Source organism: Yoonia maritima (genome assembly GCF_003003285.1).
Lineage (GTDB): Bacteria > Pseudomonadota > Alphaproteobacteria > Rhodobacterales > Rhodobacteraceae > Yoonia > Yoonia maritima.
Genome location: NZ_PVTP01000007.1, coordinates 110,989 through 125,616, shown reverse-complemented (window position 1 = coordinate 125,616; position 14,628 = coordinate 110,989). Strand labels below are relative to the sequence as shown.

Annotated in this window: 17 protein-coding genes; 7 read left to right on the top strand and 10 right to left on the bottom strand. The window is 54.1% G+C overall.

Annotated features, from left to right (window positions below; translation table 11 throughout):
- Window positions 1–2 precede the first annotated feature (2 nt).
- The 6 genes from tolQ to ruvC all read right to left on the bottom strand — a co-directional run bounded on the left by tolQ (window position 3) and on the right by ruvC (window position 4,015).
- On the bottom strand, window positions 3–677 hold the full coding sequence (tolQ, locus tag CLV80_RS11695) for a protein TolQ (protein WP_204353943.1): 675 nt from the start codon (window positions 675–677) through the stop codon (window positions 3–5).
- A gap of 112 nt (window positions 678–789) precedes the next feature.
- On the bottom strand, window positions 790–1,176 hold the full coding sequence (gene ybgC, locus CLV80_RS11690) for a tol-pal system-associated acyl-CoA thioesterase (RefSeq protein WP_106358108.1): 387 nt from the start codon (window positions 1,174–1,176) through the stop codon (window positions 790–792).
- Window positions 1,173–1,781 (bottom strand): hypothetical protein, encoded by a 609-nt coding sequence (locus tag CLV80_RS11685; RefSeq protein ID WP_106358179.1) that lies wholly within the window; start codon window positions 1,779–1,781, stop codon window positions 1,173–1,175. The genes ybgC and CLV80_RS11685 overlap by 4 nt, the downstream gene beginning before the upstream one ends.
- Window positions 1,782–1,823: 42 nt before the next feature.
- Window positions 1,824–2,843 (bottom strand): Holliday junction branch migration DNA helicase RuvB, encoded by a 1,020-nt coding sequence (ruvB, locus tag CLV80_RS11680; RefSeq protein ID WP_106358107.1) that lies wholly within the window; start codon window positions 2,841–2,843, stop codon window positions 1,824–1,826.
- Window positions 2,844–2,852: 9 nt separating this feature from the next.
- Window positions 2,853–3,512, bottom strand: coding sequence for a Holliday junction branch migration protein RuvA (ruvA, locus tag CLV80_RS11675; RefSeq protein WP_106358106.1), 660 nt, complete (start codon window positions 3,510–3,512; stop codon window positions 2,853–2,855).
- Window positions 3,509–4,015 carry a crossover junction endodeoxyribonuclease RuvC gene (ruvC, locus tag CLV80_RS11670; RefSeq protein ID WP_106358105.1) on the bottom strand — a complete coding sequence of 169 codons (507 nt, stop codon included), beginning with the start codon at window positions 4,013–4,015 and terminating at the stop codon, window positions 3,509–3,511. Before ruvC ends, ruvA begins: the two co-directional genes overlap by 4 nt.
- Window positions 4,016–4,323: 308 nt before the next feature.
- Here ruvC and CLV80_RS11665 point away from each other — a divergent pair, with 308 nt between their 5' ends.
- Window positions 4,324–4,527, top strand: coding sequence for a DUF1127 domain-containing protein (locus CLV80_RS11665; protein WP_106358104.1), 204 nt, complete (start codon window positions 4,324–4,326; stop codon window positions 4,525–4,527).
- 86 nt (window positions 4,528–4,613) lie between these two features.
- Here CLV80_RS11665 and CLV80_RS11660 read toward each other — a convergent pair whose 3' ends face one another.
- From CLV80_RS11660 to CLV80_RS11645, 4 genes are all read right to left on the bottom strand, one after another.
- Window positions 4,614–4,958: a hypothetical protein gene (locus CLV80_RS11660; protein ID WP_106358103.1), complete on the bottom strand. Its 345-nt coding sequence runs from the start codon at window positions 4,956–4,958 to the stop codon at window positions 4,614–4,616.
- A gap of 102 nt (window positions 4,959–5,060) precedes the next feature.
- Window positions 5,061–5,939, bottom strand: coding sequence for a 50S ribosomal protein L11 methyltransferase (locus tag CLV80_RS11655; RefSeq protein ID WP_106358178.1), 879 nt, complete (start codon window positions 5,937–5,939; stop codon window positions 5,061–5,063).
- Window positions 5,940–6,003: 64 nt separating this feature from the next.
- The gene (gene msrA, locus CLV80_RS11650; protein WP_106358102.1) at window positions 6,004–6,654 is read right to left on the bottom strand and encodes a peptide-methionine (S)-S-oxide reductase MsrA; all 651 of its coding nucleotides are present in this window, start codon (window positions 6,652–6,654) and stop codon (window positions 6,004–6,006) included.
- Window positions 6,655–6,705: 51 nt separating this feature from the next.
- Complete coding sequence (locus CLV80_RS11645) at window positions 6,706–7,935, bottom strand: MFS transporter (protein ID WP_106358101.1); 1,230 nt, start codon at window positions 7,933–7,935, stop codon at window positions 6,706–6,708.
- Between the two features lie 174 nt (window positions 7,936–8,109).
- On the opposite strand from CLV80_RS11645, the gene ccoG reads away from it, so the two are divergent.
- The 6 genes from ccoG (at window position 8,110) to groL (ending at window position 14,444) form a co-directional block, all read left to right on the top strand.
- Window positions 8,110–9,525: a cytochrome c oxidase accessory protein CcoG gene (gene ccoG / locus CLV80_RS11640; protein ID WP_106358177.1), complete on the top strand. Its 1,416-nt coding sequence runs from the start codon at window positions 8,110–8,112 to the stop codon at window positions 9,523–9,525.
- Window positions 9,522–9,974, top strand: coding sequence for a FixH family protein (locus CLV80_RS11635; protein WP_106358100.1), 453 nt, complete (start codon window positions 9,522–9,524; stop codon window positions 9,972–9,974). The genes ccoG and CLV80_RS11635 overlap by 4 nt, the downstream gene beginning before the upstream one ends.
- Window positions 9,971–12,118 carry a heavy metal translocating P-type ATPase gene (locus CLV80_RS11630; RefSeq protein ID WP_106358099.1) on the top strand — a complete coding sequence of 716 codons (2,148 nt, stop codon included), beginning with the start codon at window positions 9,971–9,973 and terminating at the stop codon, window positions 12,116–12,118. The genes CLV80_RS11635 and CLV80_RS11630 overlap by 4 nt, the downstream gene beginning before the upstream one ends.
- Complete coding sequence (gene ccoS, locus CLV80_RS11625) at window positions 12,115–12,297, top strand: cbb3-type cytochrome oxidase assembly protein CcoS (RefSeq protein ID WP_106358098.1); 183 nt, start codon at window positions 12,115–12,117, stop codon at window positions 12,295–12,297. The genes CLV80_RS11630 and ccoS overlap by 4 nt, the downstream gene beginning before the upstream one ends.
- A 147-nt stretch (window positions 12,298–12,444) precedes the next feature.
- On the top strand, window positions 12,445–12,729 hold the full coding sequence (locus tag CLV80_RS11620) for a co-chaperone GroES (RefSeq protein WP_106358097.1): 285 nt from the start codon (window positions 12,445–12,447) through the stop codon (window positions 12,727–12,729).
- A gap of 71 nt (window positions 12,730–12,800) precedes the next feature.
- The gene (gene groL / locus CLV80_RS11615) at window positions 12,801–14,444 is read left to right on the top strand and encodes a chaperonin GroEL (RefSeq protein ID WP_106358096.1); all 1,644 of its coding nucleotides are present in this window, start codon (window positions 12,801–12,803) and stop codon (window positions 14,442–14,444) included.
- Window positions 14,445–14,628: the final 184 nt, after the last annotated feature.

Sequence of the window (14,628 nt, the reverse complement as noted above, 5' to 3'; positions counted from 1 at the left end):
GATCAGCTATCCAACTGGCGACTTAGGATTGTCGCGAATTCGTCGGCAAAGGCTTCGTAGCCTGCGACGATACGATCACTATCAGCCGACAGTTTGTTATAGAATATCACGGCAGGAATAGCGGCCAGCAGCCCCAAGCCCGTCGCCAGCAACGCTTCAGCAATGCCCGGCGCAACGACGGCTAGGTTTGTGTTTTGTGCTTCCGCGATTTCGATAAACGCATTCATGATACCCCAAACGGTCCCGAACAAGCCAACGAACGGTGCCGTAGAACCAACGGTCGCCAACACTGGCAGACCCTTTTGCAGTTTCGCGGCCTCTTTGGCGATCGCAACATCCATGGATCGATCGATCCGTGCAGTCGCCCCGGCGATCAATCCGCCGTCTTGGCGATGCGACCTACGCCACTCTAGCATGCCAGCAACGAAAATCTTTTGGCTCGCGCCGTCCGGATCAGTCCCGATCTGGTCAAATAGACCATCCAAAGGTTCGCCTGACCAGAACTGGCGGTCAAAAACCTCGGCCTCTGCACGCGCTTTGCGATACTGAATAATCTTGTCCACGATCACGGCCCAGCACCAGATAGATGCGGCGATCAACATGATCATGACGAGTTTTACGGTGATTGTCGCGCGCGCAAATAGCGCCCACATCGTGAAGTCGGTTGCTGCTTCCATTGTGCCTGCTCTGCCTGTAGGCCCGATTGTGGGCTCTGATTACAACCATCTTTAACGCAAGCCGAAATTAAAATCCAATCAATCCGGTATCACAGGGCCGAAACTAAGAAAATTAATGCACCGACTGGCGGATCGCCGCCGGAAGGCGGGCCACGGCACCAGTTTCATTCATGCAGATAATGGTCACAAGGGCCGAAAACAGTATAACTTCCCCGCGCTTTACGTCTTGCTTGACTGTCAATCGCACCCCGGTACGTTCAGCTAGGCTGGTTTCAACGATCAATTCATCGTCAAAACGTGCCGGGGCAAAGTAATCCGCCTCGACGCGGCGCACCGCAAAGACAAAGCCATCCGCCTTCATCGCGACCTGATCAATCCCCATCTCGCGCACCCATTCACTGCGTGCGCGCTCGATGAACTTTAGGTAATTGGCATAGTAGACGATGCCAGCGAGGTCAGTGTCTTCGTAATAGACGCGGATTGGGAACGTATGGGTCATATCAGCCGTGCACCTAAGCGTAACGCATGGCTCGCATCACGTGCCGCGACGGGCATCACCGGATCATAGGCCGCGCGAATGACGTCACCGATTTCGGGGCGCAAGGCAACTTTGCCTTCAATCATCGCCAATGGCGGCACCTCAGAAAACGCTGTATCGGACCACAGCAAGATAACCTGCACAGCTTGGGACAAAGCCAGCGTATCCGCGGGGGCCTGCGCCATCTGATCATCCATGCGCATGAAAACAAACGCTGCCTGGATCGCACCCGCCTCATCAAACCGGAAGATACGGTATTGATTAGCATCGGCCGCCTGAAGACGCGGCACCAGCGTTCCCAACTCCGGCAACAGCTTATCTAAATGCGGAACGTCGAGCAGCTCATTCCAGTCCTGACAGAAGAACATCATCAGGTTCGCACCCAACTCCATGTCCGTCTCATCCATCTTGTGACCGGCTAATGCCACGACAGCCTCAATCGCGCCCTTGAACACAGCCAAGGTCGCATCATCGACACCAAAGACCACAGGCACAATCGGGCGTCCCCAACGGGCAAACACATAATCCCCGTCTGACCGTGTAAATAAAGGCGCTACATCATCCATCATCTTGCTCTAACTACTCCCCCGCCGGAGGCGTCCCATCTCTCAACCAAATAAGTCCGTCTGCGATTTCGGCGGATTCAGACCCAAATGCGCCCAAGCCGCTTGGGCCAGCATCCGCCCGCGTGGCGTACGTTGGATCAACCCCTTTTGCAGCAGATACGGCTCGATCACATCTTCCAAACTGTCGCGGCTTTCAGACAGTGCCGCAGACATGGTTTCAACACCAACAGGGCCACCGCCATAGCTTTCCGCGATAAGGCGTAAATAGCGGCGGTCGGCATTATCCAACCCCAAATGATCAACCCCCAACCGGGTCAGCGCACGATCTGCGATTTCTTGCGTTACCGTTCCGTCGCCTTCGACGATCGCAAAATCCACAACGCGACGCAGCAAACGCCCAGCGATACGTGGGGTACCGCGTGCGCGGCGGGCGATTTCTCGGGCTCCTCCATCTGATGCGGGCGCCCCCATCAAACGTGCACCGCGTGTAACGATCAGATGCAGCTCATCTTCGGTATAAAACTCTAACCGGGTCGGAATGCCGAAACGGTCACGCAATGGCGTGGTTAACAGCCCCATGCGGGTCGTCGCGCCAACCAAGGTAAACGGCTGCAATTCAATACGCACGGTACGTGCGGCGGGCCCTTCACCAATCACCAAATCCAACTCAAAATCTTCGAGGGCTGGATACAACACCTCTTCGACCGCCGGGTTCAAGCGGTGGATTTCATCAATGAACAGAACATCACGGGCTTCGAGGTTGGTTAAGATCGCCGCCAAATCGCCAGCTTTCGCCAACACAGGGCCAGAGGTCATTCGAAAATTCACGCCGAGTTCACGTGCCATAATCTGGGCCAGCGTCGTTTTCCCAAGGCCCGGTGGCCCGTGGAACAACGCGTGGTCCATCGCCTCACCGCGACGGCGCGCACTTTCGATAAAAATCTTAAGATTGGCCCGTGCGTCCGCCTGCCCAATAAACTCGTCCAGAGTCTGCGGCCGCAACGCGCGATCCGCATCTTCGGGCTGGGGTGCTGGGCGCAATGTCGGGTCAGGCTCGTTCATGGATTACCCCTACCCCTTTGGGGCAAGCAGCTTCAAGGCCGCGCGGATCAAAGTCGACGTATCAGCGTCAGGATCAGCGCCTGCGGCTTCGGCCACAGCGCTCGCCGCGTCGCCGGGCGCATAGCCAAGGTTTGCAAGCGCCGATAGCGTTTCGGCTTGTGCTGGGTTTGCTTTCTTAGCGGGAGAACGTTTTGCAGGGGTGGGTGTCGGAGCCTCAATTACCTCGTCGCCCAGTGCTTCGGCAACGGTTCCACCCATCGCCATAACGCCCGGCGCTTTATCCTTCAGGTCCAGAATTACCTTCTGCGCCGTTTTCGGGCCGACGCCTTTGGCCTTTGCGACCGCATTCCAGTCACCCAATGCAATTGCCCGACTAACACCATCCTCACCCAAGGTACCAAGGATAGATAGCGACGCCTTCGCGCCAATCCCTTGGACAGACATCAACATGCGGTGCCACTCTTTTTCAACAAGCGTCGTAAAACCAAAGAGTTGAAGATTATCCTCGCGCACCAGCAGATCGGTATATAGCGCGACCGCCTCGCCATTGCCGGGCAGCCCAGCCATGACGCGTTCAGAGACATAAACGATGTAACCAACACCACGGACATCGATCAGAACGTGATCTGTGCTGCGGTATTCCAAACGGCCTGCGATTTTACCTATCATGCGCCTGCCTTTGCTAATGCTTTGGCCAATGTGCCTGCCGATTGTAGATGGTGCGAATGACAGATCGCGATCGCCAATGCATCGGCAGAGTCAGCACCAGCGATTTTCACGCCCGGCAGCTGCAATTTCACCATATGTTCGATTTGATGCTTTTCGGCATGACCAACACCGACGACAGCCTTTTTGACCGCGTTCGGGGCGTACTCGCCGATGGCCAATCCCGCTTGCGCCGGAACCAGCATCGCAATTCCGCGCGCTTGGCCCAGCTTTAGCGTTCCGACACCATCCTTGTTCACGAATGTCTGCTCTACCGCTGCGGCATCTGGCTGCCACTGATGGATAACGTCCGTTAGTTGCTCATGCAGCGACAAGAGCCGCGCGCCAAGGTCAGTCCCGACTGAATGACAGATTCCATTGGCGATATGTGACAGGCGCGAACCAGACACTTCGATCACGCCCCACCCCATATTTCGCAGACCTGGGTCGATTCCCAATACGCGCATTGCTCGCCCCGATATTATTATTGCCTAAACTGCGGTAGCACAAAACGCGAACATAAACCAAGCCGATTTGCAAAAACCGCGAAATCAGTTCAGAGCACCACACATATATGCGTGAAAATCCACTAAAATCAGGTCACTATAAAGGCCCATAAAAAACAGGGATACTCGGTGCATGTGATTAAATAATAGGCATTCTAAAAACTCATACGAGCTATGCAAAAAAGACACTAGCCCGTGTAGTAAAAGCACCCTAGATGCCGCTCATCAAGTTAACTCTGCCTCGCAGAACCCGTCTAAGGAATGAGCCAATGGCCAACGTAAACACAAACCTTGCGGCGTCCAGCATCCTTGCCGGTCGCATCGCTTCCTTCTGTCATCAGTCTTTGCACAGCGTCGCACAGTGGAACGATGCACGCATCACTCGCAAAGCGCTGTCACGTCTTTCAGCACGCGAACTCGAAGATATCGGCCTGACGTTTGGCGATATCAATGCTGTTGCAGCACGTAAGTAACTCAGAACGACCACCGCCACTCACAAATGCGAAAGGCCGCGCCATATTTTGGCGCGGCCTTTTCGTTTTTACGAATTCAAAAGCCTTTACGGCATAATAGTTTTGACTTTTTCAGCAATATACATTGTCGCAACATCAGGCTGCATAACCCATGCACCTGCCTGCTCCATCACGCTACCAGCACTTAACACCGAAACGCGTTCTTGGTAAGCTTGGTCGCCCAAAGACGCAAAAAGAAAGCCTTTGAAAACAAAACCGGTCACAACAAGCGCAAGAATTCCCTTTAATGGGAACCGAGGGCGATACGCACGTGGACGTGCGACAATCAAACCATCTGCGGTGACAGTCTTAACAACACCATGAGACATACGATCATGACGGCGCACGATACGTTTTAGACGTTTATCGAATGGGACATTAGCTTGTGCCATATCAACACTCCCGAAAATAAAATGCTCAGATAAATTCCAAGCAACTTCTCCATCAATCAAAGCGGAAACAAGGAGTTTCGCAATAAATGAGTCACCAAACGGTTAAAGTGGTGCTTTCTTGCTCATCGTTAGCGTCGTCCAGTCAACAATAACATCTCTTTTGGCAAGATTGAACCCATTATCGATATAAACGGCAATCACCTCGTCGGCCTGCTCATTTAGAATCCCAGACAGAATCACTTGCCCTCCGGTTGCGGTATTCTTGCTCATCGCAGGAGCGAGCCCGATGAGAGGCCCCTTTAAAATGTTGGCAAAAATCAAATCATAAGGCGCAGAGGCCGCCAGATCGGGTGCATCGAATCCAGCAGCGACAACACAATTTACACGACCCTCAAGACCGTTTGCCGTCACGTTAGCTGCTGCGACATCGACCGCCACTGGGTCAATATCGCTGGCCAGTATGAGATCAGGCAGCACTTTGGCAGCAGCCATTGCCAAAACCGCTGTACCGCATCCGATGTCAGCGACGCGGCCAGTTGTGAATCCAGACGTGAACAATGCGTCAAACGCGCGCAAACAGCCAAGCGTCGTTCCATGGTGCCCTGTGCCAAATGCCATCGCCGCATCAATCAGCAACGGGATCTTTCCCTCAGGCACTTTGTCAGCGTCGTGGCTGCCGTAAACAAAGAACCGCCCTGCTTCGACCGGGGCAAGTTCACGCTGTACTTTGGACACCCAATCCTGATCCGGGATTTCAGATATGTTAAATGGCTTGGCTTTGTGCAGCGCGGAATAAACCGCCAACGCGCCCGCATCAGGTTCTTCAACGAAATAGGCTGCGACCTCCCACAGGCCGGAACCATCTTCGATCTCAAAAACACCGACGCCTGTTGGCTCTGGAAACAGGTCTTCCAAAGCTTCGGAAAGCGCGTAGGCGGCGTCTTCGCCAGTGATTGTCGTCAAAGCCGTGAATGAGGTCATCGCCATCGCCCTATGTGAGTTGCCTCGAGTTAGGCGCTACCTTCATCGGCGTCAAGCGAACCCTTTATACGCCGACGCCAATCGGGCAAGTCACCCCGGTTCCGCCGATCCCGCAATACCCGTCTGGGTTCTTGGCAAGGTACTGCTGATGATAGTCTTCAGCAAAATAGAACACAGGCGCATCTCTGATCTCGGTCGTGATGGCGCCATAGCCTGCTTGGGCAAGGCGCGGCGTGAACGCGACCTTTGATGCTTCGGCAGCTGCCTTTTGTTCCGGCGTGACTGTGTAGATGCCTGACCGATACTGAGTCCCGGCATCGTTGCCTTGGCGCATACCCTGTGTTGGGTCGTGGTTTTCCCAAAACACCTGCAGCAATTGATCATAAGAAATCACGCTCGGGTCAAAGACGATACGCACAACTTCGTTGTGACCCGTCTTGCCTGTGCAGACTTCTTCATAAGTCGGGTTTGGGGTGTAACCGCCAGCGTATCCAACCATGGTGGAAACGACACCGTCTAGCTGCCAGAAAATACGCTCAACGCCCCAAAAACAGCCCATGCCAAACATCGCCACGCCCATACCTGCAGGCGCGGTCGCCATTAGCTGGGTTCCAAAGACAAAATGCGGTTCGATCACAGGCATCGGCGTATCACGGCCGGGCAATGCCGCCTCTTGCGCTACCATTTCGGATTTATCGCGGTTCATGAAGAACATGATCAGTCTCCTCGTCTATTCTGTCAGATATAGAGTGTCCGGAAGGTTATTCTACTCTGCCGGGGCAAGTAATGCGCCTTGGAACACAGTCTCGTGTCCAGGGCCAGGATGACGCGGCACCAAAAGCGCAAGCCCAAATGAAGTCGCGGCCATACAAGCGGCAGTCACGAACACAGCGGCCGGCGACAACAGCCACAGATACCCAAGCCCAGCCGGCAAAAAGACAGCTGCGATATGGTTGATCGTAAAGGCAACAGCAGCGGTTGGTGCGATATCTTGTGGGTCGGCGATTTTCTGAAAATACGTCTTAAGCGCCAGGGCCAATGCAAAAAGCATGTGGTCAATGACATATAGTGCAGAGGCGATAATCACGCCCCAGCTAAAGAAGTACAATCCACCGTAAGCAAGGAACACAAGGATCAGGCCAAAGTATTCGAACAACAAAGCCCGCCGCTCGCCAAACTTAAACACAATCCGCCCCATCAACGGAGCAACGATAATGTTGACGACAAGGTTAATAGTATAAAGCGCCGTAATTTCGTGAACCTTAAAGCCGAATTTCTCGACCATCATAAAGCCAGCGAACACCACAAATATCTGGCGTCGCGCACCTGCCATGAATTGCATTGCGTAATATAGCCAATACCGCTTGCGTAGGACAAAGGTTTTCAGCTGCGGGTGTGGAGCCTCGAACTGCGGATAGGCGAACAAGCAAAACAGCGCGACGATCGCCGTGAACCCGCCTGAGACCATATAGACGAAGTTATAGCTAAGGTCGTAGGCTCGCCATGTCATCACGATAAGGATGTAAGCAACCAAAGTCGCACCTGATCCAGCGGCCATAAGCCAACCAATCGTTTGCGGGGCCTTCTTTTTATCGATCCACTGAAGCTGAAGCGATTGGTTCACTGTTTCGTAATAGTGAAAGCCGATCGACGACAGCATCGTCAGCGTCAGAATTCCGCCCATTGTTGGAAACTGCGCCGTAAGCCCCGTGGCCACGCCAAGCATCACAAGCGCGACCATACCCAACACCTGCTCACGCACGAACATGATGATGGCAATCACACCAATAGCTAAGAAACCCGGAATTTCGCGCACTGTGTGCAGCCAGCCGATGTCGCTACCGTCAAAGTTAGCGACATCGATAACAAAGTTATTCAACAACGCCGACCACGTCGAAAACGCGACGGGCATGGCCATTGCCATTAGGAATAAAAGGGCCGCAGGCCGACGCCAGAACGGTAAATTATGAGTATCTTCAAGGCGAATTATTTGCATGGCAAAAGCATTACGCTCGTTTTTTGACGTTGGCGATACCTTAAGATCGCAGATCGCTTGTGCGACAGCGCGCCACAGGCATAGCTTCGCGACTATTGATCCACATCAAAGACCTATGCGTTTGGCTCTTTAAAAGGGACGATGCGAACAGAACTAAAACCGCTAGGTCATCTTATGTCATCTACCGAGCCACAATCGCTTTATGCTGCGCGCGAACCAATATTTCCGCGCCGCGTCAAAGGGTATTACCGAAACCTTAAGTGGTGGGTGATGGCCGTGACGCTTGGTATTTACTATCTGACGCCATGGATCAGATGGGACCGCGGCCCCAACCTGCCGGATCAGGCAGTATTGATCGATATGGCGCACCGCCGGTTTTATTTCTTCTGGATCGAAATCTGGCCGCATGAATTCTACTTTGTCGCAGGCCTTTTGATCATGGCAGGCTTGGGCCTGTTTTTGTTCACATCCGCGCTTGGGCGCGTTTGGTGTGGCTATACCTGTCCCCAAACGGTTTGGACTGACCTATTCATCCTTGTTGAACGCTGGATTGAGGGTGACCGCAACGCGCGTGTACGCCTATGGAAGGCCAAGTGGGATTTTCGCAAATGGCGGCTACGCGTGACAAAGTGGGCAGTCTGGCTTGTTATTGCGTTGGCCACAGGTGGTGCTTGGGTGTTCTATTTCGCGGACGCGCCGACACTGGCCCGTGACCTCGTGACCTTTCAAGCACCTTCGATTGCTTGGGCCACTATCGCCGTTTTGACCGCAACGACATTTGTTTTTGGCGGCTTTATGCGCGAACAGGTCTGTAACTACATGTGTCCTTGGCCCCGCATTCAGGCCGCAATGATGGACCCTGAAACGCTAACCGTCGCCTACCGCGATTGGCGCGGTGAACCACGCGGTAAAAAACACGACAACACGACGGGCGATTGCATCGACTGCATGGCCTGCGTCAACGTTTGCCCTGCAGGTATCGACATCCGCGACGGTCAACAGATGGAGTGCATCACATGCGCCCTTTGCATCGACGCCTGTGACGACATCATGGCCAAGATCGGCAAGCCACGCGGGCTGATTGATTACTTAGCCCTGTCTGACCAAGAGGGCGAAGCGGCTGGCCAGCCTCCCAAACCCATCTGGCAACACGTGCTGCGTTTCCGTACCATGCTTTACACCGGGCTATGGGCGCTGATTGGGTTTGGCTTGGTCTTTGCATTGTTCATTCGCGCCGATATCGAAATGACTGTATCGCCTGTGCGCAATCCAACATTCGTGACCCTGTCGGACGGAACAATCCGTAACATCTACGATATTCGCCTGTTGAATAAGAACGGTGACGATCGTGAATTCCATCTCTCTCTCACGTCAGACGAAATCCTGCGGATTGAGCTTGAAGGCACAGCAGAACGAAGCATCACCGTCCCTGCGAACGAGACAATGTTGCAGCGCGTCTACGTATCGGCCCGGCCGGGCGATGCCCCTGCGACTGCAGACCGGACAGATCTGCGTTTCTGGGTCGAAGATCTTACGTCGGGCGAACGCGCCCATAAGGACACAATTTTTAACGGAAGGGCTGCACAATGACCCGTGAATTTACCGGATGGCATATGCTTGGGATTATGGTTGTCGCCTTTGGAACAATCATCGGCGTAAACCTCACACTAGCCTACAAGGCGGTGCAAACATTCCCCGGCTTGGAAACGCGCAATTCCTATGTCGCAAGTCAGTCGTTTGATGCTGATCGCGCGGCGCAAAATGCACTCGGCTGGACCTTAGAGACACATCTGACCCATACGGAACTGACGCTATCCGTCACCGATGCGAATGGCACGCCGATCACGCCAAAAGTCGTCAGTGCCACATTAGGTCGCGCAACCAACGTTGCCCAAGACATGACACCTGCGTTCACGATTGTGAACGGCGCAATGCACGCGAATGTGGATGCGGGCGCAGGCTATTGGAATTTGCGCTTGGTGCTTGAGGCCGACGACGGCACGATCTTTCGTCGTCGTATTCAGTTGACTGCGCAATGACACAAGCTGCTGCATGTCCGGCATGTATTGGCATGCCTGAAGGGACGCTTGAAAAGGCGGCCTCAAACGGCAATAGCCAGATCGTTTTGTCGTTGCCTGCCATCCATTGCGTAGCCTGCATTAATGGGGTCGAACGTGCGCTGCGCGGCGTGAACGGCGTCGCGAATGCCCGCGTAAACCTGTCGATGAAACGGGTGACGGTAGGGTTGGATCGGCCGATCGCGCCAGAGCAGTTAATCGACACTTTGGAATTAGCGGGATTTGAAGCGCGTCTTTTGGACACTTCCCTGCTTGGGGCCGACACCGACACATATGGTCGGGGACTGATGACCCGCATTGCGGTGTCGGGCTTTGCGATGATGAATGTTATGTTGCTATCTGTGGCGGTTTGGTCGGGTGCCGTCGGCGCAACCCAACATCTGTTCCACATGATCAGCGCCATGATCGCCCTGCCCGCGCTGATCTATGCGGCGCAACCATTCTTTCACAACGCATGGAGCGCGCTGTCCGTCCGCAAACTGAACATGGACGTTCCAATTTCACTGGCGATCCTTTTGACCGCTGGCATGTCCCTGTTCGAAACCTTTTACGGCGGCGCGCAAGCCTATTTTGACGCCGCACTATCGCTCACATTCTTTTTATTGATTGGGCGTTATCTGGATCACCGCAGTCGCAAAGCCGCAGCATCTGCCGCTGCGCAGCTTTCGGCGCTTGAGGTGCCGCGCGTCATGCGGCTGCGTGGCGATACACGCGAAATGATCGACTTTGCAGAGTTGTCCATCGGCGACCATATCCAAGTCCTGCCCGGCGGTCGTATTCCTGTGGACGGCATCATTGTCGAAGGGGCTAGTCAAATTGACCGATCCCTTCTGACTGGCGAAAGCCGTACAGCAGACGCTGGCCCAGATGCAGCGGTCACCGCAGGCGAGGTCAACATGACCGGTCCGCTGATCATTCGCGCGACCACCGTTGGCGAAGATACCACCCTACGCAAGATGGTGACCATGGTCGATCAAGCCGAGGCAGTCCGAAACCGCTATACCGCCATCGCAGACAGAGCGGCCGCAATCTATGCGCCCGTTGTTCATCTGCTGGCTTTGGTCGCGTTCTTGGGTTGGGTTGCCTATTCAGGCGATGTGCGCCTTTCGTTGAATATTGCGGTCGCGGTTCTGATTATCACCTGCCCTTGCGCGTTAGGCCTTGCCGTTCCAGCCGTATCAACAACCGCCGCCGGTCGGCTTTTCCGGGCGGGATTGTTGGTCAAGGACGGTACAGCGCTAGAACGGTTAGCCGAGGTCGACACCGTGATTTTCGACAAAACCGGGACACTGACCATGCCCGCTGCTGCACGCGATATGATGGATGAACAAACCCAAGCTCTTGCGCTTGCCATGACGCAAAACGCTACGCACCCAATATCGCAAGCCATTGCCGCCTCGCTTACTGGAGTGACCGCAGCAGTGGTCAGCGACCAGAAAGAACACCCCGGCCGGGGGATCAGCGCTCGATGGAACGGACAAGACGTCCGGCTTGGATCCGGCGCATGGCTTGGTACGCAGGCCGGCACGTATATCCAGATTGGCAACCAGCCACCGCAAAAGATCGCGCTTCGTTCAGAACTGCGCGAGGGCGCACGCGCGTTAATCCAAGCGTGGCAGAACGCGGGGCTTTCACTGCATCTGGTATCAGGTGACGATGCTGAAGAAACCGGAAAGGTCGCAGAGGCGCTTGGGATCACGCGCTGGCAAGCAAACACCACACCAGCCGACAAGATTGCCTATGTCGAAAGCTTTGCAGGCACAGGCGCGAGGGTGTTGATGGTCGGAGACGGGTTAAACGACACAGGCGCATTGGCCGCCGCATACGCATCTGTTTCGCCCGCAACCGCTGCAGACGCGTCACGCGCGGCGTCTGACGTGGTCTTGCTAAACGATAGCCTGACACCGCTTATCGAATTGCCCTTGGTCGCACGGGCCGCAAAGCGACGGATCGTCGAGAATTTCGCGATTTCGGCGGGCTATAACCTTATTGCTATTCCTGTTGCACTGATGGGATTTGCCACCCCGCTGCTTGCGGCTATTGCAATGTCTGCTTCATCAATCACAGTGTTGGCGAATGCGCTACGACTGCGAGGGCGGGTATGAATATTCTGGTCATCTTGATCCCGGTATCTTTGGTTCTTGGCGGGCTTGGGTTGATCGCGTTTTTATGGAGCCTGCGCAGCGACCAATATGAAGATCTAGAGGGCGATGCTTGGCGGATCTTGTCAGAAGATGAAGACAAGCCACACGAAGAAAACAACGACAGCACTAAGCCCTTTTGAATAATAAAACTGCTCTTTTTGGGAAAATGACAGGATTACTGGGGCGTGCTGTTGACTCGGGTTGAATGCGTGCCTAACTACGCTTCGTTATCACTCGAACATAGTGAGTGCTAACATGGGAGAAACACGAACTGGAGAAGTTCTGAAATGGCATTTACACCACTTCACGACCGCGTACTCGTTCGTCGCATTGAAGGCGACGAAAAGACTGTTGGCGGCTTGATCATTCCTGACAGCGCTAAAGAAAAGCCTGCTGAAGGCGAAGTAGTTAGCACTGGCGAAGGCGCACGCAAAGACAGCGGTGAGCTGATTGCAATGGCTGTTAAGGCTGGCGACAAAGTGCTGTTTGGCAAATGGTCCGGCACTGAAGTCAAGATCGACGGTGAAGACCTGTTGATCATGAAAGAAAGCGACATCCTCGGAATTCTTTAATTCCGTAGGTCGGTGGATTGAAATCCACCCTACGCATGTCACGCAATTAGAAATTTAAGGAGCACATGAAAATGGCTGCTAAGGACGTCAAATTCGATACCGATGCCCGCGACAAGATGCTGAAAGGCGTCAACATCCTGGCTAACGCGGTAAAAGTAACACTGGGCCCAAAAGGCCGTAACGTTGTTCTGGATAAATCTTTCGGCGCACCGCGCATCACCAAAGACGGTGTATCGGTTGCCAAAGAAATCGAACTCGAAGACAAGTTCGAAAACATGGGCGCGCAGATGGTTAAGGAAGTTGCTTCCCGGACCAACGACGAAGCTGGTGACGGTACAACAACCGCAACAGTTCTGGCCCAAGCCATCGTTCGCGAAGGCATGAAGTCGGTTGCTGCCGGCATGAACCCAATGGACCTGAAGCGCGGCATCGACATGGCAACAGCCAAAGTTGTTGAAGCGATCAAAGCAGCTGCACGCCCTGTCAACGACAGCGACGAAGTTGCACAGGTTGGTACAATCTCTGCAAACGGTGAAGCTGAAATCGGTCGTCAGATCGCCGACGCTATGCAGCGCGTCGGCAACGAAGGCGTTATCACTGTTGAAGAAAACAAAGGTCTGGAAACAGAAACCGATGTTGTTGAAGGTATGCAGTTCGACCGCGGTTACCTGTCACCTTACTTTGTGACCAACACAGAGAAAATGACAACAGAGCTGGAAGACGCAATCATCCTGCTGCACGAAAAGAAACTTTCGTCGCTGCAGCCAATGGTTCCACTGCTCGAGTCTGTAATCCAGTCTGGCAAGCCTTTGCTAATCATCGCTGAAGACGTTGAAGGCGAAGCGCTGGCAACTCTCGTAGTTAACAAACTGCGCGGCGGCCTGAAAATTGCTGCTGTTAAGGCACCTGGCTTCGGCGATCGCCGCAAAGCAATGCTGCAAGACATCGCGATCCTGACTGGCGGCCAAGTGATCTCCGAAGACCTCGGCATGAAGCTTGAGAACGTCACAATCGACATGCTGGGTTCTGCTAAGCGCGTTGCAATCACCAAAGACGAAACAACTATCGTTGACGGTGCTGGTGACAAAGCTGAGATCGAAGCACGTGTTGGTCAGATCCGTGGCCAGATCGAAGAAACAACTTCTGATTACGACCGTGAAAAACTGCAAGAACGCGTTGCCAAACTGGCTGGCGGTGTTGCTGTTATCCGCGTCGGCGGCATGTCCGAAGTGGAAGTTAAAGAACGCAAAGACCGCGTTGACGATGCTCTGAACGCGACTCGCGCTGCTGTTCAAGAAGGCGTTGTTGTTGGTGGTGGTGTTGCTCTGATCCAAGGCGGCAAAGCGCTTGACGGTCTGAAAGGCGCTAACTCTGACCAAGACGTCGGTATCTCGATCATCCGCAAGGCTATCGAAGCACCACTGCGTCAGATCGCTGAAAACTCTGGCGTCGACGGTTCCGTTGTTGCTGGTAAAATCCGCGAAAGCGACGACAAAGCATTCGGCTTTAACGCACAGACAGAAGAATATGGCGACATGTTCAAGTTCGGCGTCATCGACCCTGCAAAAGTTGTGCGCACTGCCCTGCAAGACGCAGCATCTGTTGCTGGCCTGCTGATCACAACCGAAGCTATGGTTGCTGACAAGCCGTCCAAAGATGGTGGCGCTGCTGGCGGCGGCATGCCCGACATGGGCGGCATGGGCGGCATGATGTAAGCAGAATTTCCGCAAGGAAATTCGGCTCAGACTGCAAAGCGGCAGTCGTTTCGCAAGAAACGATGAGAGCTTTGAAGTCTATCTGCCAAACAATGCGACGATATAAAAAGGGCGGTCCGATTTCGGGCCGCCCTTTCCATTTGCTCCATTAAAACGCGGATCACAAAATCCCTATCAGCCTTGG